General features: G+C 67.4%; 23 protein-coding genes. 16 read left to right on the plus strand and 7 right to left on the minus strand.

Features of this window, described 5'->3' with window-relative positions; all coding sequences use genetic code 11:
• Positions 1-212: 212 nt before the first annotated feature.
• Genes ASF72_RS03570 through ASF72_RS03585 form a run of 4 tightly spaced genes read left to right on the plus strand, consistent with a single transcriptional unit; the run spans position 213 to position 6,232 of the window.
• Complete coding sequence (locus tag ASF72_RS03570) at positions 213-2,234, plus strand: cellulose biosynthesis cyclic di-GMP-binding regulatory protein BcsB (protein WP_056596712.1); 2,022 nt, start codon at positions 213-215, stop codon at positions 2,232-2,234.
• Positions 2,224-3,912, plus strand: coding sequence for an ArnT family glycosyltransferase (locus tag ASF72_RS03575; RefSeq protein WP_056596717.1), 1,689 nt, complete (start codon positions 2,224-2,226; stop codon positions 3,910-3,912). Before ASF72_RS03570 ends, ASF72_RS03575 begins: the two co-directional genes overlap by 11 nt.
• The gene (locus ASF72_RS03580; RefSeq protein WP_056596720.1) at positions 3,912-5,894 is read left to right on the plus strand and encodes a glycosyltransferase family 2 protein; all 1,983 of its coding nucleotides are present in this window, start codon (positions 3,912-3,914) and stop codon (positions 5,892-5,894) included. Before ASF72_RS03575 ends, ASF72_RS03580 begins: the two co-directional genes overlap by 1 nt.
• The gene (locus ASF72_RS03585) at positions 5,891-6,232 is read left to right on the plus strand and encodes an Hpt domain-containing protein (RefSeq protein WP_157370885.1); all 342 of its coding nucleotides are present in this window, start codon (positions 5,891-5,893) and stop codon (positions 6,230-6,232) included. Before ASF72_RS03580 ends, ASF72_RS03585 begins: the two co-directional genes overlap by 4 nt.
• 81 nt (positions 6,233-6,313) lie before the next feature.
• Here the strand turns inward: ASF72_RS03585 and ASF72_RS03590 are convergent, their stop codons facing one another.
• Positions 6,314-7,051, minus strand: a complete 738-nt coding sequence (locus tag ASF72_RS03590; protein WP_235504645.1) for an ANTAR domain-containing protein — start codon at positions 7,049-7,051, stop codon at positions 6,314-6,316.
• A 211-nt stretch (positions 7,052-7,262) separates the two neighbouring features.
• Between ASF72_RS03590 and ASF72_RS03595 the strand changes: the two genes are divergently transcribed.
• Positions 7,263-8,519 carry a glycoside hydrolase family 26 protein gene (locus ASF72_RS03595; RefSeq protein ID WP_082484004.1) on the plus strand — a complete coding sequence of 419 codons (1,257 nt, stop codon included), beginning with the start codon at positions 7,263-7,265 and terminating at the stop codon, positions 8,517-8,519.
• A 20-nt stretch (positions 8,520-8,539) separates the two neighbouring features.
• Here ASF72_RS03595 and ASF72_RS20260 read toward each other — a convergent pair whose 3' ends face one another.
• The 3 genes from ASF72_RS20260 to ASF72_RS03610 form a co-directional block, all read right to left on the minus strand.
• Entirely contained in the window at positions 8,540-9,943 is a 1,404-nt protein-coding gene (locus tag ASF72_RS20260) for a hypothetical protein (protein ID WP_157370886.1), read from the minus strand.
• A gap of 249 nt (positions 9,944-10,192) precedes the next feature.
• Complete coding sequence (locus ASF72_RS03605; RefSeq protein ID WP_056596729.1) at positions 10,193-10,495, minus strand: hypothetical protein; 303 nt, start codon at positions 10,493-10,495, stop codon at positions 10,193-10,195.
• A complete protein-coding gene (locus ASF72_RS03610) occupies positions 10,492-10,788 on the minus strand; it encodes a hypothetical protein (RefSeq protein WP_235504646.1) in 297 nt (98 codons plus the stop codon). The genes ASF72_RS03605 and ASF72_RS03610 overlap by 4 nt, the downstream gene beginning before the upstream one ends.
• A 212-nt stretch (positions 10,789-11,000) precedes the next feature.
• Between ASF72_RS03610 and ASF72_RS03615 the strand changes: the two genes are divergently transcribed.
• Positions 11,001-11,405 carry a DUF6855 family protein gene (locus ASF72_RS03615; protein ID WP_056596733.1) on the plus strand — a complete coding sequence of 135 codons (405 nt, stop codon included), beginning with the start codon at positions 11,001-11,003 and terminating at the stop codon, positions 11,403-11,405.
• Positions 11,406-11,613: 208 nt separating this feature from the next.
• On the plus strand, positions 11,614-12,330 hold the full coding sequence (locus tag ASF72_RS03620) for a hypothetical protein (protein WP_056596734.1): 717 nt from the start codon (positions 11,614-11,616) through the stop codon (positions 12,328-12,330).
• Positions 12,331-12,361: 31 nt separating this feature from the next.
• On the opposite strand, the gene ASF72_RS03625 is transcribed toward ASF72_RS03620, so the two are convergent.
• Together ASF72_RS03625 and ASF72_RS03630 are read right to left on the minus strand one after the other, a co-directional pair.
• Entirely contained in the window at positions 12,362-14,776 is a 2,415-nt protein-coding gene (locus ASF72_RS03625) for an Ig-like domain-containing protein (RefSeq protein ID WP_082484006.1), read from the minus strand.
• Between the two features lie 96 nt (positions 14,777-14,872).
• Positions 14,873-15,499, minus strand: a complete 627-nt coding sequence (locus ASF72_RS03630; RefSeq protein ID WP_050683495.1) for a hypothetical protein — start codon at positions 15,497-15,499, stop codon at positions 14,873-14,875.
• A 242-nt stretch (positions 15,500-15,741) separates the two neighbouring features.
• Here ASF72_RS03630 and ASF72_RS03635 point away from each other — a divergent pair, with 242 nt between their 5' ends.
• Both ASF72_RS03635 and ASF72_RS03640 read left to right on the plus strand, forming a co-directional pair.
• On the plus strand, positions 15,742-16,128 hold the full coding sequence (locus tag ASF72_RS03635) for a PadR family transcriptional regulator (protein ID WP_050683496.1): 387 nt from the start codon (positions 15,742-15,744) through the stop codon (positions 16,126-16,128).
• Entirely contained in the window at positions 16,125-16,841 is a 717-nt protein-coding gene (locus tag ASF72_RS03640; RefSeq protein ID WP_056596736.1) for a hypothetical protein, read from the plus strand. The genes ASF72_RS03635 and ASF72_RS03640 overlap by 4 nt, the downstream gene beginning before the upstream one ends.
• 29 nt (positions 16,842-16,870) lie before the next feature.
• Here ASF72_RS03640 and aztA read toward each other — a convergent pair whose 3' ends face one another.
• A complete protein-coding gene (gene aztA, locus ASF72_RS03645) occupies positions 16,871-17,575 on the minus strand; it encodes a zinc ABC transporter ATP-binding protein AztA (protein WP_082484008.1) in 705 nt (234 codons plus the stop codon).
• Positions 17,576-17,632: 57 nt separating this feature from the next.
• Between aztA and aztB the strand changes: the two genes are divergently transcribed.
• The 7 genes from aztB (at position 17,633) to ASF72_RS03680 (ending at position 24,302) form a co-directional block, all read left to right on the plus strand.
• Positions 17,633-18,520: a zinc ABC transporter permease AztB gene (gene aztB, locus ASF72_RS03650; RefSeq protein ID WP_056596739.1), complete on the plus strand. Its 888-nt coding sequence runs from the start codon at positions 17,633-17,635 to the stop codon at positions 18,518-18,520.
• The gene (locus ASF72_RS03655; RefSeq protein WP_056596742.1) at positions 18,501-19,718 is read left to right on the plus strand and encodes a hypothetical protein; all 1,218 of its coding nucleotides are present in this window, start codon (positions 18,501-18,503) and stop codon (positions 19,716-19,718) included. Before aztB ends, ASF72_RS03655 begins: the two co-directional genes overlap by 20 nt.
• An 8-nt stretch (positions 19,719-19,726) precedes the next feature.
• Positions 19,727-20,620, plus strand: a complete 894-nt coding sequence (gene aztC / locus ASF72_RS03660; protein WP_442854150.1) for a zinc ABC transporter substrate-binding protein AztC — start codon at positions 19,727-19,729, stop codon at positions 20,618-20,620.
• 43 nt (positions 20,621-20,663) lie between these two features.
• Positions 20,664-21,896, plus strand: coding sequence for a zinc metallochaperone AztD (gene aztD / locus ASF72_RS03665; RefSeq protein ID WP_056596745.1), 1,233 nt, complete (start codon positions 20,664-20,666; stop codon positions 21,894-21,896).
• Between the two features lie 75 nt (positions 21,897-21,971).
• Entirely contained in the window at positions 21,972-22,613 is a 642-nt protein-coding gene (locus ASF72_RS03670) for a hypothetical protein (protein ID WP_056596747.1), read from the plus strand.
• Between the two features lie 170 nt (positions 22,614-22,783).
• Entirely contained in the window at positions 22,784-23,128 is a 345-nt protein-coding gene (locus ASF72_RS03675; RefSeq protein WP_157370887.1) for a hypothetical protein, read from the plus strand.
• A 196-nt stretch (positions 23,129-23,324) separates the two neighbouring features.
• Entirely contained in the window at positions 23,325-24,302 is a 978-nt protein-coding gene (locus tag ASF72_RS03680) for a patatin-like phospholipase family protein (RefSeq protein WP_056596753.1), read from the plus strand.
• The last annotated feature ends 78 nt before the right edge of the window (positions 24,303-24,380 follow it).

A 24,380-nucleotide genomic window follows, 5' to 3' on the forward strand; every position in this document is an offset into this window, starting at 1 on the left:
ATGGCCCTGCTGGCCGTCGGCGTAATCCGGGCCAAGTCCCGCCACTGACGGCTGGCCACGAACCCCGACGGCTGCCCGGACCGCACCAGCTGGCCGTGACGGCGCACAAGGTAGCGCGTCAACCGGCCAGCCCCGGGATGTTGAGCGGATCTTGACGCAACCTTGAGTGCAGCTGCAGCACTACCTTGAAGTTGCCCCGGCAGGCTGGACGGATGCTCTCACATATCCGGGCCGGAGGCCTGAGCCTTTCCTGCGCCGCGCTCTTTGTTGCCGGCACCGTCTTCTCCTCCACAGCAGCCAGCGCGGCGCAGCCCGCGCCTGCCCCGGCAACCGGCGCCCCCGCCGCGCAGCCGGGAGCCGCCCGGGCCGCCGGAAACCTCGGCTCCGTCTCCGCCATCCCCGGCCAGGCCGCCCAGCTGCTCACCATCCCGGTTCCCGCCGGCCTGCAGCCCACCCGCGTCACCGGCACCATCGAAGCTCCCAGCCAGACCGCCGGCATCATCCGCGTCACCGCCCGCGGCCGGGTCCTGCTCGAAGCCCCCGCCGCTGCAGCCACCGCCCTGGACGTACCGCTCACCCCGGCAGACGTCTCCGGAAATGAGGTGGTCCTGGGCCTGGAATACCTGCCCGCCGTCCGTGACGTCTGCACCGCCGCCGGCTCCGGCGCCACCCTCAGCAACGTGGCCCTCGCCACCGCAGGGACCGAAACGCTCCCCACCACGGTGGCCGGCTTCCTGGCCCCGTCCGTTCCCGCCGTGTTCATCCCGGTGCCCGCCGATCCGGCGTCGGACGTCTCCGCCGCGATCCTTTCCGCTTCCGCCGCCGTGACCCACCGCTACCCCAACGCCGCCGTCACCGTGCTCCCCGCCGCAGACCTCGCAGCCGCCGCCGCCGACGCGCCCAGCGGATCCCGCATCATCACCATCACCGCCGGAACCGGTGCCGCCGGAACCACCCTGACCACCGAAGCCGGCCGCCCCGCCCTGGCCATCAGCGGCTCCGGCGAGGACCTCCGCACCGCAGCCCAGGCGCTGGCCAGCCCCCAGGCAGCCCTGGCCGACTCCGGCACCGTCACCGGCATGACCGCCGCCGCACCCGCCGCCGCCGGACCCGAACAGACCCTGGCCGATCTTGGCGCCACCGGCATCCGGCTGGCCGGTTACGGAACGCAGGAAGCCTACCTGGGGATCAGCCAGTCCCAGTTCGGCGGCCCCGTCTCCGCCTGGACCGCGCAGATCCGCGGCACCCACACCGCCATCCCCACCGGCGGCCAGGCCAGCCTGTCCGTGTACTGGAACGACTACCTGCTCAGCTCCCAGACCCTGGACGGCGACACCTTCGACATCACCGCCGCCGTGCCTGCCGGCCAGATCCAGGCCCGCAACGGCCTGCGCCTGCGCCTCACCGCACTGCCCGCCGGCGGCGACTGCTCCGGCCCAGCCGGCCTGCTCCCCATGGAACTGACAGTGGACACCACGGGCAGCAAACTCACCGGCGAGCGGGGCCACTCCGTCAAGCCCGGCTTCGCCCGCTTCCCCCAGGTGCTGGGCGGCAGCCTTCCCGTAGCGTTCGACGGCGGCGCCTCACCACAGGAGAACACCGTCAACGCCGCGGCACTTACCGCAGCCCTGCAGCGCGACTCCGCCACGCTCCTGGACATCAGCCTCACCGACCCCGCCGCGCTCCTCGACTCCAGCAACTCCGGGCTCCTGGTGGGCGCCACCGCCGCAACCGCGGAGAAGGCCGCCGCCCCGCTCCGCCTCGCCGAATTCCGCACCGTGGCCGCCCGGGACATCGAATTCGGCGTCGGCACCAGCGCCCCCTACGGCGTGCTGGAGGCCTTCGAGCACAACGGCCGCAACCTGCTGCTCCTGGGCGGCTGGGCCCCCGGCGCCGCCCCGTCCGGCACACCCACCGGCACCCTCCAGGCCGGCCTGGCATCCTTTGTCCAGCAACAGGACGGCGGCTGGAGCGCCCTCTCCCGGAACCTGCTGGTCACCCAGACCACCGGCGCCCCGGTGCTGCTGGAGACCAACGCCGTCACGCCCCAAGCCGAAGTGACGGACGGGTACCGGCCACTGGCGCTGTGGATTGCCGCCGCCGCGGGCATCCTGGCGCTGACTTTCCTGGGCCGCACCCTGCTCCGCCGCCGGCACCGCCGGCAGGCAGCCGCGTTCGCCGATGCCAAGGCGGCCCAGGCCGTCGAGGCGGCAGAGCCCACCCATGGCAGCTGACCTTCTGGCGGCTGACCGCCAGGCGGAACCTGCCATCGCGGGGGAGCGGGCAGCGCGCCACCTCAGGTGGTGGGCCGCACTCGGCGAACCGGTCCGCGGCCGCCACGTCCCCGGCACTGCCGTCATCGCCGTGACCGCCGCGGCCATTGGCTTCCTGGCCTGCCTGTACACCACGGGCAACGGCAGCAACCTGGACTACTCGGACGCGCAAAGCCACCTGACCATCGCCCGCCGCGTCTTCGACAGCAAATCCCCGGGCTTCGAGCAGCTGGGCACCGTCTGGCTGCCCGTGCCGCACCTGCTGCTGATGCCCTTTGTGGTGAACCTGTGGATGTTCAGCAGCGGCTGGGGTGCCGGGCTCCTGGGCATCCTGGCGCTTGCCGCCACCGCCTCAGGCCTGTACCGGATCGCGGCCCGCCTGGGCTACGGCCGGTCCGGCCGGCTCGCCGCCGTCCTGGTGCTCCTGGCCAACCCGGCCATCCTGTACACCTACACCACCGCCCTGACCGAACCCGTGCTGCTGATGTGCCTGGTGGCCGGTATGGCCGGGCTGGCGCACTGGGCCACCAGCCGCCGCCGGATGAGCGCCGGGGAACTGGCTGTTTTCGCCGGCATCCCCTCCGGCGCCGCGGTCCTGTCCCGCTACGAAGGCTGGGCCCTGGTCCTCACCGGCACCATTTTTGTCCTGGTGGCGGAAATGCGCCGCTCCGGGCAATGGCGGGAGGCCATCACCATGGCCGCCGGCTACGCGATGGTGCCTGCCGCTGCCGTGCTCTGGTGGCTCTCCTACAACTGGGCCATCTACGGCAGCCCGCTGGAGTTTATGTTTGGCCAGTACTCCGCCTATGCCCAGCAGAAAAACATCACCGACGGCGGCCTGCTGCCCACCAAGGGCAACCTGGGCCTGACCCTGTGGACCTTCCACTGGTCCCTGCTGGAAACGATGGGGATCGCGGTCCTCGCCGCAGCTGCCTGCGGCGCCGTGGTGGTGGTGTTCCGCCGGGGCCTGGCCACCAGCACCCTGCTCATCGCCGTGACCGGAAGTGCCTACGCGTTCGCCCTGGTGAGCCTGTTCCTGGGCCAGACCGCCATCAACAACGACCACTCCCTCCCCAGCACCTGGTGGAACAACCGCTTCGCCCTCACCGCGCTTCCACTGGTGGCGGTCCTGGTGGCGGCCTTTGTGCACCAGGTGACCCGGCGCCGTCGGACGCGTCCCTGGCTTGCCGGCGCGCTCCTCCTGGCCCTCGCCCTGCAAAACGCGTGGTGGCTGCAGGACCCCACCGGCCGGCTGGCCATCCTGGCGGAAGGGAACATGTCCCACGTGTCCAACACCCACTCGTTCGCCGCCGCCCGCTGGCTGAAGGCGCATTACACCGGTGGCGGGATCCTGATGGATGAGAGCGCCCGCGGCAATGCCGTGCTGCCCACCATGGGCATCCCGCTGCACAACATCTACAACCGGGCCTCCGGGGACCACTTTGCCCCGGCCCTGGCGGACCCTGCCCGCTACGCGGAATGGGTGTTCGTCAATGTGGAAGCCGGCGCGGGGCCGCAGGATTCGGGCTTCACGGACCTGGCCTACGAGGCCATCAGCGCCGACCCCACCTTCAATTCCCGGTACTCCGTGGTGTTTTCCAGCCCCACCCACCGGATCTACGAAAGGTCCACGGACTGATGCCCCGCCACGCAGCACCTTCTGTTGACCGGCCCACTGACCTATCCGGCATGGGCCCCCAGTCGCTGGCACTGGGCCAGACCCTGCTTGAGACGGGGCTGATCACCACGGCCCAGCTGGACCGCGCGCTCCACCGCGCCCGCACGGAGGGCGGCCTCCTGGGCCGGCACATCATCCTGGAAACGGGCCTGAACCGGCGGCACGTGTACCAGGTCCTGGCCGAGCAGTGGGACGCGCCGCTGGTGGACCTGGTGGCGCACCCGTCCGACGACGCCCTGCTGGAACAGCTGCACTTCGATGAGGTCTCCGAACCCGGCTGGCTGCCGTGGCACCTGGCGGACGGCGTCCTGACCGTGGCCACCGCCGTCAAACCCACCGAGGACATCCGGCAGGCTGCCCTGCGCATCACCGGCGCGGAGGACGTGGAGTTCCGGACCACCACCGACTGGGACATCAACCACTCCATCCAGCGGGCCTTCCGCAACCACCTGCTCTACGAATCCGCGGAGCGGCTGGCTGAGGAACAGCCCAACGACTCCGCCCGGACCGCCCTGAACCGCTGGCAGCGCTGGCTCCCGGCGGTGCTGCTGTCAGTTTTCCTGACCGGGCTGGTGCTGGCGCCGCAGCTGACGGCCATTGTGCTGCTCACAGCCGTCAACGTGGTGTTCCTGGTGAGCATCGGCTTCAAAAGCGTGGCCAGCCTCCGCCAGCCGTTCGACTACCTGCACGACCGCGCGGCCGCCAAGGCCCAGGCCCGGGAACTCCTGCAGCGGGGGCTGCCGCCGGCGGAAGCCGAGCGGATAGCCGACGGCGACCTTCCCGTGTACACCATCCTGATCCCGGTGTTCCGCGAGGCCAACATCATCGACAAGCTCCTCACCAACCTTGGGCAGCTGGACTACCCGCGCTCCAAACTGGACGTCCTGGTGCTGCTGGAGGAGGACGACACCGAGACCATCGAGGCCGCGAAACGGTCCCGGCCGCCCGAATACGTCCGGATCCTGGTGGTGCCCCGCGGCGACCCGCAGACCAAGCCGCGGGCCTGCAACTACGGGCTCACCTTCGCGGGGGGCGAGTACGTGGTGATTTACGACGCCGAGGACCGCCCCGACCCGGGGCAGTTGCGGGCCGCGATTGCCGCCTTCCGCCAGGACGCCTTCGAACGGCGCTACCTGGAAACCTCCAAGAAGCCGCTGATCTGCGTGCAGGCCGCACTGAACTACTTCAACGCGGACCAGAACGTCCTCACCCGGCTGTTCACCATCGAGTACACCCACTGGTTTGATTCCATGCTGCCCGGCCTTGACCGGTCCGGGATTCCGCTGCCGCTGGGCGGGACATCCAACCACTTCGACACCCGGCTGCTGAAGCTCGTAGGGGCCTGGGACCCGTGGAACGTCACCGAGGACGCCGACCTGGGGCTCCGCGCCGCCGTGGAAGGCTACCGGGTGGGCGTCATCAACTCCACCACCTGGGAGGAAGCCTGCTCCCAGGTTCCGGCCTGGATCAAACAACGCACCCGCTGGATCAAGGGCTACATGATCACCGCCGCCGTCAACACCCGCAACTCCATCCGCTACGTCCGGCGCACCGGGGTGCCCGGCGCCGTCGGCTTCCTGGGCCTGATCCTGGGCACACCGCTGGCTTTCCTGGCCTACCCGCTGGTCCTCGGGTTCACCATCGTCACGTACGTGGGCTACAACTTTGTGGGCCTGGTGCTGCCGCAGTGGCTGCTGTGGGGAGGCGTGGTGTCCATGCTGTTCGGCAACCTGCTGATGATCCTGGTGTCCGGCATCGCCACCTGGCGCCGGCACGGCTGGCGGATCGCCATCTTCGCCCTGCTCAACCCCGCGTACTGGGTGCTGCACGCGGTGGCCGCCTGGCGCGCCGCCTGGCAGATGCTCACCAGTCCGCACAAGTGGGAGAAGACCCCGCACGGACTGGAAGCCGAGTACCACGACGACGGCCGGTGGTCCGCATGAGCGCCTGCCTGCCGGTCTTGGACCCGGCCTGCCTGCGCGAACTGGGTGAGGAGCTGGGCGACCCCGCCGGGGCTGCGGCCTTCCTGGACGGATACCGCGAGCTGCTGCCGGTCCGCATGGACAGCATCAGCTGTGCCGTCGCGGCGCAGGACTTCGAAGCGGCCATGGACCGGGTTCTGAGCCTGAAAGTCACCTCCACCATGGTGGGTGCCCGGCAGCTGGCCGGCCTGTCCACCGAGCTGGAACACCTGGTGCGGGCGGAGAGCTGGGCCGCGGCCGGTGTGGCCATGCACGGCCTGGCCCGGGCAGTGGCGGCGCTGACCCCGGTGCTCACATAGGGGAAGCCTGCCCTGTTGGTGGTGCCCGCGGACGCAGGAAACGGGCGGTGGGTCAGAGGGGCAAACCGGATCGCTACAGGACTAACGTCCCGGATTGCCCCTCTGGGTGGTGGGGAGGTCCTTGAGGACCCCTTCCGCCACGTTGCGGACGTGCAGGTTGCGATGGCGGGAGGCGCTGGCAAGCTTGCTGAAGGCGTCCGGGTAGGAACACCGCGTCTGGGCCATGATCACCCCGCACGCCACATCGATGGATTTCCGGGCTTCCAGGACTGCCTTGAGGTTGTCCCCGGCAGCCCGGATCCCGTGGACTTCGATGGCAAGTTTGAGGCTCTGCGACGCAACGGCGGCGAACCGGTGGGCTTCCGTCACCACTTCCGGGGAGAACTGGAATCCCGCAGGGCCCAGGAGTGTCAGGGCGCAGGATGAGGTTTCGTCCAGCCGGACGGGGACGGCCAGGGATCCGCCGTAGGTGCCCACCACCACGGACCCGGCAGAACCAAGCGCGTCCGCCATGGGCCCGCCGTCTTCCAACGCCGCGAGAGTTGCGGCCCGTCGGTTGTTGGCTGAGATCATGGCGGGGCGCCGGTCCCGGTTCAGTGTGGCGGCGCAGTCGATCTCGACGCCGGCCAGTCCGCTGATGGCGTGCGCCGCAGCTTGGGTGAGTTTCCGCAGGGAGTCCTGGACGGTCTCGGTGCCGGTCAGCAGGTCCAGCAGGTACGCGGCATGGGCCGCAGGCATGGTGAGGATCTCCGCCTGGGGTTCGGCATCAGCCACTACCCGCAGGGCCCGCTCTTTGACAATTGCCGGCCGAACTCCCATTTTCCTGCCCCCGATTTCACGATTTTTCAAACCACGGATGCGGCTAAACCCTCCAGCAAAACTTAGCTGCGGGCCCGGAGCCCCCACACGAGTAGTGAGTACTCGAGTTTTCTGCGGGACGCCACGGCAAGTACCCGGGCCACTACCCGGATCCTGCGGCCCGGCCACGTAAAATGAGGTAAACCCGCAGGTCAGGAAGGTCCACCGCTGTATGTCACCCGATACACCCGACATCTCAACTCCCGGCCCAGCACCGGAGCGCCGCAGCCTGCGCGGCTTTGTCCTTCCGGCTGTCGCGTTTGTGGTGGCCGCAGGGATCGGGACGACCAGCATTGTCTCCGGGATCAACGCCCGGGACGAGGCCGAAAAGGCTGCCGGGCCCACCCTGCCCGTGTGTGTGGCGCCGGACCGCGCAGGCCTGGTGCCGGCGTCGGGCGCTTTATTCGGGGTGAACCTGGACCTGCACAACAAACCCCTGGCCCAGTACGCCGCGGACCTGGGCCACAAGCCGGCCGTCAGCGTCTCCTTCGCCGGCTTCCCCTACACCGCCCAGGAGAAGATGGATCTGGCCCACGCCGCGGACCAGATCCGCGCGGACGGGCAGATGATGCTGCTGACCCTGGAGCCCATGAACGGGCTGGGCGCCGTCACGGATGAGGCGGTGGCGGCGCTCGCCGATGACCTGGCCGCCTTGAACGCGGACGGTGTGCCGGTTATTGTCCGCTTCGCGCACGAGATGAACGGTTCCTGGTACCCCTGGGCGCAGCAGCCCCTGGCCTACAAGGCGGCGTTCACCAGGATGGCGGACGCCGTCCATAAGGTGGCGCCTGCCTCCGCCATGATGTGGGCGCCCAACTATGCCGGCGGCTACCCCTTTGCCGGCGGCACGTTCGAGGCCAAGCCCGGGACCCCGGAGTTCGACGCCCTGGACACGGACGACGACGGCGCCCTCACCATGGCGGACGATTCCTACGCCCCGTATTACCCTGGCGACGCCGCGGTGGACTGGGTGGGCATGTCCCTGTACCACTGGGGCGCCACCTACCCGTGGGGCGAAAACGAACTGCCCGAGCCCCATAAGTTCACGGACCAACTCAGCGGCACCTACCTGGGGGCCAACGGCGACGACAGCCTGCTCCCGGACTTCTATGCTGTGTACGGGACGGAGCACGGCAAGCCCGTGGCCATCCCGGAAACTGCTGCCCTGTACGCGCCGGCCGCCGGCGGGGCCGCGGAAATGGACATCAAAAAAGCGTGGTGGGAACAGCTGTTCAACCCCGCCCTGGCCACCGCATACCCGCAGTTGAAGATGATCAACTGGTTCGAATGGGACAAGACCGAGGTGGAGGTCAACGGCCGGGTGGACTGGACCGTGACCAACACCCCGGCCGTCCGCGAGGCGTTCACCGCAGCGCTCCCGGACTGGCTCAGCTACGGGCCGGCCGGGTCCTGCCGCCCGGCGGACTGAGCCTGGCCTTTGAATCTGCGCTACTCGTCCAAGGGGCTCATTCCACTGCCGCAGCCACCGGCCTTTATGTGCTGGATGAGTTCCACCAGGTATTCGCTGATGTCGTTGTTGGGCATCGGACGCCCAGCTTGCTGAGGCATTGTGTGGTTCCACAACCAGGCTGAGGACCGGGCAAAGGCCAGATTTGATGTTTCGCTGGCGAGAATGAGCGCATCTTCGTCCAGTCCCATCAGATGCAGTGCCAACACTTGATTGACCATCCGGACAGGACTGGTTTCCCGACTGAAAATTGCGGACCGGCCAAGCGAGTTGAGCGCGGCAGCCGGATCAAGCGCCATCTGGCAAAAGCCCAGGTTGTTCCACACATCGGCATCGGTTGGGCGCAATTCGGTGAGGCCGCTGAAGATGTCAGCGGCCCCTTCGGCATCGCCCATGGACAGTAGCTCTATGGCCCGGTTGACAAAGAGTGTGGGATCGAAACCAAAGTTACCGCTCGCGGGGGTGCCGGATGTCAACCGATTCAGGCAGGCTCTGGAAACGACATCAGGATCGAGGGCGCGTTCCTGCAGAATTCGATGCGACATTCCGCGGCTGTCATCCTGGGCTTGCCAGGACCATTCCAGCACCAAAGCAGATTGAAGCCAGTCTTCGAGTGCGGTCTGCGTGAGCCGGGTCCAAAACCAATCACCGGTTTCATCGGTGTATAGGGAGTTTTCTAAACCAAGAAACAAACGTCGGTCCGGAACGGACGCGTTGAAGACCTGGTCCGGGTCATCCGTCAACAACCTTCCGAACCATTGGCTGAGTCGATAAACAAATCCGGGGCCAAAGGCGACCCGAAGGACTTCATCCGAAGAGATTGCTGCGGACACCGCACCATCACGATCCAAGTCGCTGAGCCATCCCGGTAGGAGGAGGGCTGGAGTGGAGGTGCCAGCCCTGATTTCTCCTGTTCCCGCGGAAAGGCTTGGCTGGATCTCGGTCAGAAACGCTGCCCAGGGATCCTTAATGTGCGCTGACTTGAGCCCGGCCGACCCTACGAGGCCAAACGAAGTCAGGCGGTTGAGCGTTGCCCGCGAGGCAGCTGCCCGCGCCAGCGGGAGACTCAATCCTGCGGCCGCGGCCTGGGCGATTGGAAAATCCCGCGACTGAAGTTCCGCCCAAATCTTCCGCGGAAAGTCATGCTCGTCTGGATCTGTGTCCCTGAGCACTGCATTGATGGTGTGGTGGCGAAGTCCGAGCAGCAAGGCGGTGGTGGACTGATCCCTAAAGGGTAGATGCCGGTCACCGATGTAGAGTCGGCCTGCGTCAAACTCTTCAGCGCCTGCCGCAGCGGAGCGAGGAATTTCCCTCCCCGTTAAGACAAGTCCGCCTATTCGGTGATGGGCGATTCTTCTTGAAGCATCCCCGAGCGACTCGGCCACGCCTCGACATTGTTCGGCACAGGTTGGACCGGCTTCCGACTCGCGGTAGAAGGGGCACGACGGAGTGAGTTTTGGCCGCGTGCATGCGTCCCCAAACGCCACCGCTGCGTTCAGGAGGAAGCCGTTGCGTCTTCCGTCGTCTTGCTCCATCGAACCACCTAAATCCCGGTACGTCCGAAGGTACAGGACGTCAGGCGATTAGCGAAGAAGCGATTCTGGCTTTCCGTGCAGGATGCGAGGCTTGGAAGTCTAGGGGTGGGGAGTAATGATGAGAATCGTTATCTGGCCACTGGCTGGGCCGTAGTGCCAGAATACGCGCCATGCCGAGGGTGTGTTGTTCTCAACGTATGAGTCCCAGACGTCTTCACCGTTTTGGCCCTTAATCGAATCGTACTTGTGCGAATTCAGACTGGGATGGGCCGGGTTGATCTGAAGTCGACCTAGAGTGCGCTGAACTTTTTTGTATTTCTTTTCAAGATGGCCGTCGCGGCGGAGTGCGGCAATCTGTTCCTTGGCAACGTCGGTGAATTCAAGCTTGAACTGGGCACTCACTCATCGTCCTCGGCATCATCGGCGAACTGTGAGAAGTCCCCGAGGCTGGTGGTCTGTCCGGACGCGGACTGGAGCAGGCTGAGGCTCAAGGCGTCGCGGATCTGCGCGTTCTCCCACACCAGGAGTTCTCGCTTGGGGATGGAGACGAGCGGGGTCAGCAATATCTCGCCGTCGTCGTTGACGGCAACGGCGTAGCGGTCATCCCTCCGAACACCGGCTTTGCCCACTGCGATTCGAGAGCGTTCATCGGCGCTGACTTCCCCAACGGGCACAAAATTGGCAGCGCTGTTCACGTGTTCCTCCAACATAGGTCAAAAAACTTTCTGTCCTGATGATACGCCCAAGTATGGGATTTGCCCACTTGCCCATTCTGGGTAGTAGCAGAGTGGGGATGGGATCTGAGGCATTTGGTCCTCGCGCACCTGCGCGGAATGTGGCCATACCCGTCCAGGTTCCTGGGCACTACGCTGGCGCCATAGCCCGCACTCACTGGAACAGGATCATCATGGCCGACGGAACCAAAACTGACCCCTGGACCTTGGCGACAGCGCCCGGATCCTCGACGTACACGATGTACCGCGACCCTGGCTCCGACCCGCCGGCACTGGTGTGCCAGGTGGGGTCCACCACCCTGAAGTACCAGCTCCAGGCCGTGGAGGACCTGCATGCCTGGCTGATCGAGCAGGGCGACTGGGTGCAGCTGGGGGCCGCAGACGAAAACAAGCCGGCAGCCGACGGCACCGTGGAGGCCTGGGGCCGCGACCCCGCCAACCCGGTGGGTGGCTGGTACGGGCTCCGCAAGGGCTACCGGGGACGCTTCGGCATGTACCTGCCGCCGCTCCTTGAAGCGCTGGGCCTGGCCGAACTGACCCATGACAAGCGGAACAACAGCGTCCGCGGCATCGGCTGACGCGGCCCCTTCCGGGCAGCGTCGGAGTGAGGGTCTGTCTTGGGGAGTTCCGTTACGGCCCCACATGACGGACCGCGGAACCACAAAATAGCCGCAATTTGCTTCTTCTTTCCTGGGATTCGTGGGTGAATCGATCATGGAACAGAGAGCTGGCGCTTCCGCGGGTGTTGTACCGCCCCCTGGAGTATGGGTTGCTGTCTCAGCTGCCTTGGCAGTTGTCGTCTCGATCTTCGCGGGGCTGGGTATCGAGCAGGATCTTTTACGCAGGATGGTCCGCAACGATCCTGACGGCGTCGCCTGGGCGGTAGGGCTTGTCATTGTGGGTGCCGCCCTCCCGGTGATTCTTCTTCTGGTGAATTTATCCGGCCGCCGGGCCTGGGCCACCACGCTGACAAGCCTGGTCACCGTGTTCTCTGCGCTCCTGGTGGTCGTGGGGATGATCAATGTGCTCCGCACCGGTACGGAGAGTCTTCACTCGCGGGATATGCCCAGCTTGTCCCTATCGGCCGTGAAATCCCCCTCAGGGGCGGTAACCGTCACCTCGGAGGCAAAAGCGCCGGCGTTGAGAAGCACCGAGAAAATGCTGCTTCGTATCTACGGCATTGGGCCGTCGGCTTCCGAAGACCTGAACGTTGATTCGCTGTGCCGCGGCACCAGGTGGCCAGACATCAAGGGACCATCCTCGGGTTCCGGTGTCCTCCAATGGGGCGAGTCGGGTCCCGACAAAACAGGAACCGCGTCGGTTCAGGAAAGTCTTGTGGTTAACAGCAACGACTACCGCTTTGTCTGCGCTTATGCAGTGCTTTTCAACGCACCCAACGAACAGCCCTACTCAGCGTGGTCGGTTGTTGACCTGAGAAGCCTCCAAGCCTCAACGCCGGCGGCAGCGGCCCCGTCATCCGAGCCAACGGCGCCGGCGCCATAAGGTCACCAACCGTGCTGCCTGCACTGGCAATTCAGAAGTCGCGGTCCAGCGTTCCCGTCTCCGTGGCGGGCGCCAGAGAGGAGGCGACGCCGGCCGCGTTGGTGACGGCCGCCGTCGGCGTCCACGCCATGTTCACCGGGGTGGTGTAGCTGCGCAGGCTGCCGGCGCCGCTTGCCACGGCGCCCACCGTCACGGTGACCACCGTGCGCGGAATTCCGTTCACCGTGACCGGGGCCGCCGTCATGGTGCCGTTCAGGGTGACGGTCTTGCGGTTCTTGACGTAGTTGCCCTTGGTATTGACGGCCCCAAGGTTCACGGTGCTGCCGGCCCGCTGGACGTCCAGGGTGTCAACAGCGTTGCCCTGGCCCAGCAGGTTGCCGTCCCGCAGCCGGACCGTCACAGGCAGGGCGGCTCCGTTCCAGCCCGGCGTCACGGTGGCCAGGTTGACCTGCTGGCTGTAGCTGAAGCTGATGGTGTCCCCGGCGTCCACCCGGCCCAGCACCCCGCCGTTGGTGGCCTGGATGTCCGCCGCGCGCAGCGGGCTGTTGTCCACCCTGCGGCCGGACACTGTGGCGGAAATGGTTTCCTTGCCGGTGCTTTCAAGCAGGATGGCGCGGACGTCGTAGAGCCCGTCGGCCACGGCGGTGGAATTCCAGGCGCAGGAGTACGGTGCGGTGCCCACCGTGCAGCGGGTGGTCCAGGTGGTGGTTCCGGCCGGGGCCGTCTGGAGGCGCACGTTGGTGATGCCCGCCGTCGAGTTTGCCGCGGCCTGCAGGGCGACGGTTCCGGTGAGGTACGCTCCCGGATCCTCCATGGAGACCGAGCCCACCGTGTTGTCCACGGTCCGAAGAGACGTGGCGGAGGTGGTGGCGGTGTTGCCGGCGTCGTCTGTGGCGATGGCCCGGAAGCTGTACTGGCCGTTGGCCAGCTTGGTGGTGTCGAACCGGCAGGTGTGCGGTGACTCCTCCACGGCGCACATGGTCACCCAGGTGCTGGTGCCTGAGCGGAGGTACTGGACTTGCACCTGGGCGACGCCGGACACCGCGTCTGCCGCCGTCGCCGTGAAGTTGGCGGTACCGCGGATGGTGGCGCCCGGGTCCGTCAGGGCCACCGTGGGGGCCTGGCTGTCCACCAGGATGTCCGGCAGGACCGGGGAGTAGGTGGTGGTGCCGCCGGAGACGGCTACCGCGCGGAGGTCATAGGATTCGTTGCTGTACGTGGCCGTTGCCCAGGTGCAGGGGGACGGCGCCACCTGGTTCGGGCATAGCGTTTTCCAGTTGGTGGTACCGGCCGCGGCGTACTCCACCCGCACCGTGTATGTGCCCGGGCCTGCGTTGCTGAGGACGGGGCTTAGGTTGACGTTGCCGCGGACCACTTCGCCGGGGTCGGGCAGGGACACCGCAAACGAGTTGGCCACGGAGGTGCTGATGGGTTCCGTGGTGGTGGTGAGGCCGGATTTATCCGTTGCGGTGGCGCGCAGCAGGTAGGCGCCGTCGGGCACGGCAGCGGTGTTCCAGCCGCATGAATACGGTGCGGACACGGCGGTGCACAGGGTCACGTAGACACCAGTGGCGGCGGGGGCGTACTGGATCACCACATTGCGGATGCCGCTCTCGGCGTCCGAGGCTTCGGCGGTCAGCGCCACGGTCCCCTTCACCGTGGGGCCGGGATTGACCAGGACGGCCGACGGCGGCATCCAGTCCAGTGCCGTGCCGAACGAATTCGCGGCGTTGGCCGTCGTGGCCGTGAACGCGGCCGAGGAGAACACGCTGGCGCCCATCACCACCACGGTGACCAGGACGGCGACGATGCCCATGGCGGTGCCGGCTTTCTGCAGCGGCGAGGGTTCGTCGTCGTCCGTTCCGCCGTCGTCATCCCCACCGCCATCGGGTCCGGAGTCGTCGCCCTCGTCATCAGGGCTGCCGCCGTCATCGCCGTCACCGGGGCGGCTGCGGCCGGTAACGCCGAAAACTGCGGCCACCACGGCCACCAGGGTAATGACTGACCACAGGGCCAGGGCGGAAAGGTTGCCGCTGCCCAGCCACAGCCCGGGCAGGCCCACGGCGGGGATAAGCAGGCGTGCCTGGCCCTTAATCTGGTCGCGGACAATGGGGGTGCTGTCCACGGTGGTGTTGGCATCGCCGGCTGTGACAAACGTGCCATCCGTGTTCGCAGCGACGATGCGGTGCAGGCGGGTTTTTGCCACGCCGCCGGGCTCGGCCTCCGCTGGGCTGTGGTACTCCACCACGCCGCCCACGGGCACCGGGTGTTCCGGGTTCAACGCCGCGGCGAGCACCACGTCGCCGGGGGAGATGTGCGGCTCCATGGACCCGCTCTGCACCACGGTGCCGTGCCAGCCGAACAGCGCCGGGAGCACCGCGAACAGGGCAAGGCTCAGCAGCACACCCAGATAAAGCCGCGACGCGATGGATGCGATGAAACGCACCCAGCCGTCAGCGGAGAACAGTCCTGCTCCCCGGGAAAGACCCGGTGCAGACCCGGGCCTTTCCCGGTTCACAGCGCTGTGGTTGCCAGGCCGGAGTTACGGGGTGGTGGGAGCGTTGTCGGACTGGAGTTCCCACACGAGGTCGATGCTCACGCGGGCACCCTGCAGGGCGTTGACCTCGTCCTGGCTCAGGTTGGTGGTGTCGAAGCGCCAGGTGCCGCGGTAGCTCTGGGTCTCGCCGGGTGTGCCGGTGGTGTCCCACGGAGCCCCGCCGGTGGCGAAGTCGCGGTTGACGGTGGCCAGGGTGGAGAGCGGCAGTTCAGGGACCGTGTTGGCCGTGGGCGTGAACCCGGTGCAGTCGTTGAACGATCCACCCGTGCCCTGCTCAAGGTCGAAGAAGATCCGGTTTTCCAGGCCCTTTGAGGTGACCAGGTTCTGGGTGTAGGCCCGGACTTCGCCGGCCACATTGGACTGGGACGTAACAACGATGCACTTCTGGCCCGTCTGGCCCGGGACGATGTTTTCCACGTGGAACGCCGCAGCGCCGAGGTCATCGTCCGTAAGCACCACGTTGCCGGTGCTCCAGGAGTTGCCGGCGTTGCGGGTGGAGGCCGTAAAGGCAGCCTGCGAACCCTGCCAGACCATGCCGCCGGCAATCAGGAGGGCGACGGGAGCGGAAGCGAACATGGCGATTTTGCGTGTGCGTGATGAGGGTGTGTGCATTTCTGAGACCTGGCCTTGACCGATAGGAGAGACGTTCCTGCTCGGTCGGCCCGCAAAGCACTTCCAAGTGTCCGCGGCCCCCAAGCACTGACACGGTCAGGATACGGGCGCAAACTATAACCAGACCACGTGACAGATGTGTCATTGGGTTGTCATTTTCTTTAGCCGGCCCTAATGCGCTTTCTTGATGCGGCGGGTTCCATGGGCTTTACAGGCTAACTACTTAGAGTGACAATATAGCTATGGATGTTTCCTCTTCACCGCCACAGCCGCCCGACGGCGCCGAGTGGCCCAGCGACTGGCTCCGGGCCACGCTCGGCTTTTTTGCCCTCCGTGCGCTGCAGGCCGGGCCCTCCTACGGTTACGCGATCATCAGCGAACTCGAGCAGCACGGGTTCGGCGTCATCAAGGGCGGCACCCTGTACCCGCTCCTTACCCGTTACGAGACGGCCGGCCTGGTTTCCACCGAGTGGAAGGCAGGCGTCAACGGGCCAGGGCGTAAATACTTCGCCCTGACCCCCCTGGGCCGGACCGAACTGTCCCGCCTCAGCGCGGACTGGCTGCGCTTCACCCACCTCAGCACCCACTACCTCGACCCCGAGCGCCAAACAAAGGAGTCCACCACATGATGCAGGAAACCGCCGATAGAAAATGGTTTGACGACCTCGTCCTGGAGCTGCGTTTGCGCCAGGTGCACGGCAGCGCCATCGGCGACGCGGTGGCAAGTGCACGCGAACTCCTGGGTGACACCGGCCAGCGGGCCGAGGACGCCTTTGGGCCGGCGCGCGACTATGCTGCCGCCCTGGACCTGCCCGCTGCGCCGGCGCACCACTGGGTGCGCACGGCACTCTGGCCCGCGCTCCTGGGCCTGCTGGCTTTCCTTCTCTTCAACCAGGCCGTAATGGCCTGGGTCAGGTCCGAAACGATGCTCATCTCGCCCGCGCAGCTGGCCCTCCTGGCCCTGCCTGTGGTGCTTATCGCGTTCCTGCCGCTCTACCTCACGGCGGTCATCCGGCGCCTGTGGGTGCTGGCCTGCCTCGCCGCGGTGTGCGCAGCGGCGGGGCTGCTTTCCGCCATCGTGGCGCCGACAGAACAGGCGGACGCGTGGCTGGCCATCGAGCCGCTGCCGTGGGTTGTGGGCACCGCCGTGGTGATGGTGGCCCTGTCGGTCAGGAACACCGTCATCTCCCGCCGTCCCGGTCAGGATGACGACATCGCGGATCCGTTGTCCGCTGCCGAGGCAACCGGCGGTGTAGGCGCCAAAGTGGGTGTGGTGATTGCCAACTGGCTGTTCCCGCTCTTCGCCCTGGCCATGCTGGGACTCGCCCGGACACTGAGCTGAGCCGCTGAGCCAGGCGGCGGTGGAGCCGGCTATGCCGGTGAAACCGCCGCCTGAGGGCTGCCGGGCGCTCCCTGCCGGCCCCGAACCGCGCCCGCGTTCGCCTTGCCAGCCGTCGCCTTGCCGCCCGCCAGCGTAATGACGCGGTGCGCCAGGGCGATGTCGCCGTCGTCGTGGGTTGCCTCCAGTACCGTCACCCCGCGCGCCAACTCCGCAGCAATGGCTTCCCTGATCAGCGTCCTGGCGCGGCTGTCCAGCCCGGCGGTGGGCTCGTCCAGGATCAGGATGCCGGCCTGCTGCGCCAGGCCCTGGGCAATCAAGGCCCGCTGCCGCTGCCCGCCGGACAATTCGGTCAACTGTCGGCCGGCCAGGTCCGAGATCCCCATCCTGGCCAGGGCCTCCGCCACCACGCGCCGGTCCGACGGGCGCAGCGGGAGCCAGCCCCTGCGGTGCGGCCAGCGGCCCATCTCCACGGCCTGCCGGACTGTGCACGGCATCACCTCCGGGGTGTGCGTGTGCTGGATGACAAACGCCGGCCGCTGCCCTGCGGGAAGCGTGACGGTCCCGGCTGACGGTTTCAGGATGCCGGCCGCCAGACCCAGGAGGGTGGACTTGCCGGACCCGTTGGTCCCGGTCAGCGCCGTATGGGAGCCGGGCATGATGGCCAGCGAGATGCTGTCCAGTACCGGCCGGTCAGGGTAGGCGAACCCGGCCCCGTCAAAAATGATCCTGGACAATTGCGCTCCGTCGATTTGTTGCGAATGATTCTCATTATTAATGTATCGTGAACGGCGATGGAATGGTTACTTGATCCCCTGAACGCGTCCTTTTTCCAGCGTGCCCTCCTGGGCGGCGCCCTGGTGTCGGTCGTCTGCGCCGTTGTTGGCACCTGGGTGGTGGTGCGCGGCATGGCCTTCCTGGGCGATGCCATGTCCCACGGACTGTTGCCGGGCATCGCCATTGCCTCGCTGCTGGGCGGCAACCTCATCCTTGGTGCTGCCATCAGCGCCGCGACCACGGCTGCCGGGGTCTCGGCCATCACCCGGAACCGGCGCGTCTCGCAGGACACCGCCATCGGGCTGCTGTTTGTCGTGATGCTCTCACTCGGCGTGATCATCGTTTCCGCGTCCGGCGGTTTCGCCGTGGACCTGACCGGAACACTGTTCGGTGATGTCCTGGCTGTCCGGACGGAGCACCTACTGGTGCTGGCCGCCGTCGGCCTCGTTGTCCTCACCACCGCCGCGGTGTTCCACCGGTCCTTTATGGCGGCCGCATTCAATCCGCACAAAGCCGCCAGCCTGGGGCTGCGTCCCCGGCTGGCGCACTTTGTGCTGCTGTTCCTGATCACCCTGGCCGTGGCCGCGTCCTTCCAGGTGGTGGGCACACTCCTGGTGTTCGGCCTGCTGATCGCGCCGCCTGCCGCCGCGCTGGTGTGGGCCCGGTCCGTCCGCGGCGTGATGGTCCTGGGCTCGCTGCTGGGCATTGCCAGCGTGGCGGCCGGCCTCTGGATCTCCTGGTTCGCCGGCACAGCCGCCGGTGCCACCATCGCCCTGACCGCGGCCCTGTCCTACTTCGCCTCGGCTGCAGTCCGGTTCCTGGTCCGCCGGAACCGGCCCGCACCCCGCCCCACCGCACCCTCCACAGAAACGGAACCTTTCTCCCGTGCACCGCACCATGCCTAAGCCCGCGCTGCTCCTCGCCGCCCTGCCCCTGCTGCTTTCAGCCTGCGCCGCTCCCACTGCTGCTGAACCGTCCCAGCCGGCCGCCACACCCCACGGCTACGTGGCCGGCGCCCAGGAAAACCCGGAGCCGCAAACCGGCCTGCTCACTGTCGACAGCGCCACGGGGGAGGCCCGGCTGTTGTCGCTGCTCACCGGGGTTACGTCCGACGCCGGCCCGTTCGGCAAAGTGGACGCGCTCCGCCAGGACGGCCGCTACGCCCTGGTCACCACGCCGGAGCACGTGGAGGTCTTCGACACCGGCGCCTGGACCGTGGACCACGGCGACCACGCCCACTACTACAGCTCCGAACCCCGGACCGTGGGGACCATTGAGGTCCCGGACCCGGGCAGCATCGCCGGGGACGGCAAAGACCTTGCCGTCTTCTCGGACACCGGCGGCTACGCAGCCGTTTTCCGGCACAAGGACCTTGACGCGGGCAGCATCGACGAAGCTTTCCGGATCACCACCTCCGCGCACCGCGGGATGGTGGTTCCGTACGAGGGCCACTTCATTGCCAGTGTGGCGGCTGAGGGTTCAGCCGTGGCTACCGGCGTGGAAGTGCGCGACGACGCCAATGCCACCGTCCTGGCCCTGCAGGACTGCCAGGATCCCGCTGCCTCCGCCACCACCCGGGTGGGTGTGGTGCTGGCCTGTGCCGACGCCGCCCTGCTGATCACGGAGGAGGACGGCACGTTCGCCGCCGAGCGGATACCGTACCCGGCGGCCAACGCGGGTGTACCGGCAGCCACCTCCCTGGAACACCGGGCGGGGTCCAACGAACTGGCCGGCCCTGCTGGTGACGCCGGCGTCTGGCACCTCGACGTGTCCGCGCGGACGTGGACGTTGCTGCCCACGCCCGCCCGGACCGTGGCCGCATCCGCCGTGGGCGACACGCGCAGGGTGCTGGCGCTCGGCGTCGACGGCGTCCTGCGCACCCTGGACCCGCGGACTGGTGCAGTGACGGCGGAAGCTCCGCTGCTGGCGCCGCTCACGGGTTCCGAACCTGCGGTCCCCGCCCTTCGGGTTGATGCCTCCCGTGCCTACCTCAGCGATCCCGCCGGCTCCAGGGTCCTGGAACTCGACTACGCCGATGAGCTGCGCGCGGCCCGCACGTTCGACGTCCCCGCCGCGGACCTGGTCCTGGAGACCGGACTGTGAGGCGCCTGGTGGCCGGCACTTTGGCGGCCCTTCTGGTGGCGCTGTCGCTGGCAGGCTGTTCGCCGGCGGCTGCCGCGAAGCCCACCGTGGTGGTGACCACCAACATCCTGGGCGACATCACCCGGAACGTCTTGGGCGACCAGGCGGAGGTGCTGGTGCTGATGGAGGCCAACGCGGACCCGCATTCCTTCGGCATCTCGGCGCAGCAGGCAGCGCGGATCGAAGCCGCGGACCTGATCATCCACAACGGCGGCGGGCTGGAAGAGGGCGTCCTCAACCACGTCGAAGCTGCCGCCGCGGCGGGCGTTCCGACGCTGGCGGCGATGGACGCCGTCGAGCCCCTTGCGTTCAGCCACGGGTCCGGCGCCCAGGACCCGCACTTCTGGACCGACCCCGCCCGCGTCAGCCAGGCCGTGGCGGCCATTGCGGACAGCGTGGAAGGGCACGTGGACGGGGTGGACGCCGGGGTGATCCAGGCCCAGGCAGACGGCTACACCGCAGAGCTGACGGAGCTGGAAGCGGCCATGGAAGCGGGCTTCGCCGGCATTCCCGCCGCGCACCGCAAGCTCATCACCAACCACCACGTGTTCGGCTACCTGGCCCAGCGCTTCGGGTTCGACGTGATCGGCGCCGTGATCCCCAGCGGCACCACGCTGGCCTCGCCCAGCTCTGCGGACCTCAACGGGCTGACCGGCGCCATCCGCGACGCCGGCGTGGTGGCGATCTTCGCGGACTCCTCGCAGCCCGAGCGGCTGGCGCAGGTCCTGGCCGCCGAAGCCGGGATGGACATCGCCGTGGTCCCGCTGTTCACCGAATCTTTGGGCGCGGACGGCTCCGGCGCCCAGACCTACCTGGACATGATGCGGTCCAACACCCAGCGCATCACCGACGCACTGACCTGATTCTTTATTTTTTGCCATCACCCACCCAGAAAAGGAAGCACCCATGCACCACCGCACTTCACTTGTCCGACCCTCGCCCATCCGGCTGCTCTCGGCGCTCGCCGTCACGGGCCTGCTGCTGACCGGCTGCGGCGGAACCGCCGGCCCGGCCGCCGGAACGTCACCGTCGGCGTCTGCCGCCGCGACGGTTCCGGAAGCGGCGCCGCGCATCGTCACCACGTACGACGGCGGCATCCAGGTCCTGGACGGCGCCTCCTTCAAGGTGCTGGGGGACTACCCCCTGGCCGGCTTCAACCGCGTCAACCCGGCAGGGGACGGGCGGCACGTCATCATCTCCACCACGGAGGGCTTCAAGGTGCTGGATACCGGTGTGTGGACCGACGGCTCCACCCATCATGCGCAGGACCCGGCCATGACGGATATCGTGTTCCCCACGTCCAAGCCCGGCCACGTGGTGCGGCATGACGGGAAGACCATCCTGTTCAGCGACGGGACCGGCGAGATCAGCATCTTCAACTCGGCAGACCTGGCCAAGGGCCAGCCTGAGGTTCAGACCCACAAGGCCGAGGAAGCACACCACGGCGTGGCCGTGGAACTGGCCAACGGCGAACTGGTCCTCACCCTGGGCAACGAGGACAGCCGGCCCGGCATTGTGGTGCTGGACAAGGACGGCAAGGAGATTGCCCGGAACGAGGACTGCCCGGGTGTGCATGGCGAAGCCACTGCAGAGGGTGAGGCCGTGGTGATCGGCTGCCAGACCGGCGTCCTGATCTACTCCGGCGGGACCATCACCAAGGTGGCCAGCCCCACGGAGTACGGCCGGATCGGGAACCAGGCCGGGTCCGATGAGTCCGCCGTGACGCTGGGGGACTACAAGAAGGACAAGGACGCCGAGCTGGAACGCCCGGAGCAGATTTCCCTGATCAACACCAAAACCAAGGAGCTTGCTTTGGTGGACCTGGGGACCAGCTACAGCTTCCGGTCGCTGGCCCGCGGACCGCATGGTGAGGCCCTGGTGCTGGGCACGGACGGTTCCCTGCATGTGATCGACCCCGACACGGCCAAGGTCACCAGCAGCATCCCCGTGGTGGGCGCCTGGGAGGAGCCGCTGCAGTGGCAGCAGCCGCGGCCCACAGTGTTCGTCAACGACCACACCGCCTTTGTGACCGACCCCGCCACCAACACCATCCACGCGGTGGACATCGAGGCCGGCACGGTGACCGGAAGCGGCACCCTGGACCAGACCCCGAACGAGCTCACCGCGGTGACGGGCTAGGTTCCAATCCTCAGCTTGTCCGCAGATCCGGGCCTTGAAGGTTAGGATCTGCGGACAAGCGATCGGGGATCTGGGATGAACTGGGACAATGACGACCCGGCCGTCCGGTGGGCGAAGACGGAGCGGGCCGTCATCGGGGTCACGGACGAAGGCACGGGTCAGGCCGTGTGGAAGTTCTACAGGATTTACCTGCCTGTGGGGGTGGCGGTCCTTCTTGCTGCCGGTTGTGTGGTTGGCCTGTGGATCTACGGGAACGACCCCGACGAGCGGGTGGCCCAGTTGGGCGTTGGCCTCTCCTTCGCGGCGATGGGCGCGTTGGTGGGTTCCATGGTTTATTCGGCCAAACGGGTCACGCCGCTGGTTCGGCCCAAGCACGCTGGCGGGCTCATCTGGCTGGAGAAACCGGAGCGTAAAGCCTTGATGGACCAGATCGAGGGTAAAAAGCCGACCATCCCCGGGCAAGTACCCGTGCTGAGGGGCACCGCTGCACTGGTGCGTAAAGGCTTGGCCCCCACCCTGCTGATGTTCCCGGGGTTCATGCTCCTTTACGTGTCCCAGTTGCTGACCACTTTCAGCGATGGGTGGACCTGGTTCCAGTGGCTGTGGTGCGCGCTGATCCCTTTTATGGCCGCCTTGTTTGTGGTGACGCTCAGGCAGTTCCGGCGGGCCGGTGATTTCCTGGCACGAACCGGGACAGCGCAGGAGGACAGCCTCTGACTCCATGGGGCCGGGCCCACTTGGCAACCGATCCTCAAGATGGCCCAAAGGTGGTTCAGTGTGTGTCCGATCCATGAGTTACTTGGTCTGTATCCGCTGCGATGCTGCAGCCCCGGACGGATTGGAACATGATGCAACTGTGGCGTGCTGTGAGGAAACTGCCGCAACCGGTGAAGGGCTTGTTTGTCCTCTACATGGTGGTGTTCGCGGTGGCCTTCCTTTCGGTGCCGCTGGCGGCATTCACCGGCCAGGCGCAATCGGCTGAGGTGGTGCCCTGGACGTTCGGCGCTGTAGGCGTTGCCGCGGTGCTGCTGGGGCTGGCCCTCGTCTTCGACGTGCGCGGATCCGCGCAGGCGTACGCCGGCATGGTCAAGGACTTCAAGCCCATGGGCGTTGACTACTCCAACTCGTTTTTCGCCAGGCCGGCCTACATCCGGGCCTTCGGTGGCCTGTTCGCTGTCATCGGGATCATGTTCATTGTGGCAGCCACGGTTTACGCCGGCCGGAACGGGTAGGCATGGGCGCACTTCAGTGATTGTGCTGCTTTGTGCGAGGTGCTAGTTTCAAAACAATCGTGAACAACCGGCAGGAGGTGGGACCCGTGAACGCAGTACCAGCACCGGGTGCTCCCCTGGAGTCCACGGACGCGCGGTTTTCCTAGCCGCCACCGGGAGCGCCTTCCATTAGGCATTACGCGACAAGGCGACTCCCATGAACACAACACATTCTTCAAGCCTGAATTCCGTTCCGGGAGCTGACGCGCCGACGGCCGGCAAACGGGCCCTGGTCCTGGGCGGCGGCGGATCAACCGGCAACGCCTGGCTGATCGGCGTCATCGCCGGTCTGCAGGACGCCGGCGTGAACGCAGCGGCGGCCGACCTCATTGTGGGGACCTCGGCCGGATCAACGGCTGCGGCGCAAATCACCGGCGCGGACCCGGCTGAGCTGCTGGCCGCCATCCTCGACGCCGGTGCCCCGCCGCCACGGCAGGCGGCCGGCGGTCCCGTCGGTGGCGCGCAAGCCGCGGCGCCGGTGCTCACCCAGATGGAACGGACGGCCGCCGTGATCGCCGCTGCGGCGGATGCTGCCGACATGCGCCGCAAGATGGGAGCGTCCGCGCTCGAGGCCGTGCCGGCGTCGTCCGCTTCAACCCAGGCGCGATGGCGCGCCACCGTCGCCGCCCGGTTGCCCAGCCTGGAGTGGCCCGAAAGGCGGCTCCTCATCACAGCCGTAGATGCCCGCACCGGGGACCCGGTGGTGTTCGACCGCCACAGCGGGGTTGACCTGGTGGACGCTGTTGCCGCGAGCTGTTCAAGCGGCGCCCCGTACAGCATCGGCGATGGCCGCTACATCGACGGCGGCTACCGGACCAACGCGGACAATGCCGACCTGGCGGCCGGCTACGCGCACGTGCTGGTGCTGTCACCGTTCAGTGGCAGGTCGCGGACGCCGGTGGAGTGGGGCCTCCACCTGGCAACGCAGGTGGATGCGCTGCGGGCCGGAGGCAGCACGGTGGAGGCGGTCTTCCCGGACAGCGGATCCGCGCACCTTTTCGGGCCCAGTGCCATGGACCTGTCATTGCGCCTGCCCGCTGCCCGGGCCGGATTCAACCAGGGCCGCGCCCTCGCCGGCAGGCTTGCCAGGCCGTTTACTTCAGGGCAGGCAGACCCCACGCAGGCCCCTGGGTGAGAAGGACCAGCCCCAGGACAATCGCCCCTTGATTCCACCGTCAAGATAACAGGCACCGGGAGGCCTGGATCCTTGCGT

Origin of the sequence: Arthrobacter sp. Leaf141 (assembly GCF_001424565.1) — a bacterium.
Lineage (GTDB): Bacteria > Actinomycetota > Actinomycetes > Actinomycetales > Micrococcaceae > Arthrobacter.

Excerpts from the sequence above, each read along its gene's own strand:
- ASF72_RS03570 (WP_056596712.1), top strand. The coding sequence starts at position 213 with ATGCTCTCACATATCCGGGCCGGAGGCCTGAGCCTTTCCTGCGCCGCG.
- ASF72_RS03575 (WP_056596717.1), top strand. The coding sequence starts at position 2,224 with ATGGCAGCTGACCTTCTGGCGGCTGACCGCCAGGCGGAACCTGCCATC.
- ASF72_RS03580 (WP_056596720.1), top strand. The coding sequence starts at position 3,912 with ATGCCCCGCCACGCAGCACCTTCTGTTGACCGGCCCACTGACCTATCC.
- ASF72_RS03585 (WP_157370885.1), top strand. The coding sequence starts at position 5,891 with ATGAGCGCCTGCCTGCCGGTCTTGGACCCGGCCTGCCTGCGCGAACTG.
- ASF72_RS03590 (WP_235504645.1), bottom strand. The coding sequence starts at position 7,051 with ATGGGAGTTCGGCCGGCAATTGTCAAAGAGCGGGCCCTGCGGGTAGTG.
- ASF72_RS03595 (WP_082484004.1), top strand. The coding sequence starts at position 7,263 with ATGTCACCCGATACACCCGACATCTCAACTCCCGGCCCAGCACCGGAG.
- ASF72_RS03615 (WP_056596733.1), top strand. The coding sequence starts at position 11,001 with ATGGCCGACGGAACCAAAACTGACCCCTGGACCTTGGCGACAGCGCCC.
- ASF72_RS03630 (WP_050683495.1), bottom strand. The coding sequence starts at position 15,499 with ATGCACACACCCTCATCACGCACACGCAAAATCGCCATGTTCGCTTCC.
- ASF72_RS03635 (WP_050683496.1), top strand. The coding sequence starts at position 15,742 with ATGGATGTTTCCTCTTCACCGCCACAGCCGCCCGACGGCGCCGAGTGG.
- ASF72_RS03640 (WP_056596736.1), top strand. The coding sequence starts at position 16,125 with ATGATGCAGGAAACCGCCGATAGAAAATGGTTTGACGACCTCGTCCTG.
- aztB (WP_056596739.1), top strand. The coding sequence starts at position 17,633 with ATGGAATGGTTACTTGATCCCCTGAACGCGTCCTTTTTCCAGCGTGCC.
- aztD (WP_056596745.1), top strand. The coding sequence starts at position 20,664 with ATGCACCACCGCACTTCACTTGTCCGACCCTCGCCCATCCGGCTGCTC.
- ASF72_RS03670 (WP_056596747.1), top strand. The coding sequence starts at position 21,972 with ATGAACTGGGACAATGACGACCCGGCCGTCCGGTGGGCGAAGACGGAG.
- ASF72_RS03680 (WP_056596753.1), top strand. The coding sequence starts at position 23,325 with ATGAACACAACACATTCTTCAAGCCTGAATTCCGTTCCGGGAGCTGAC.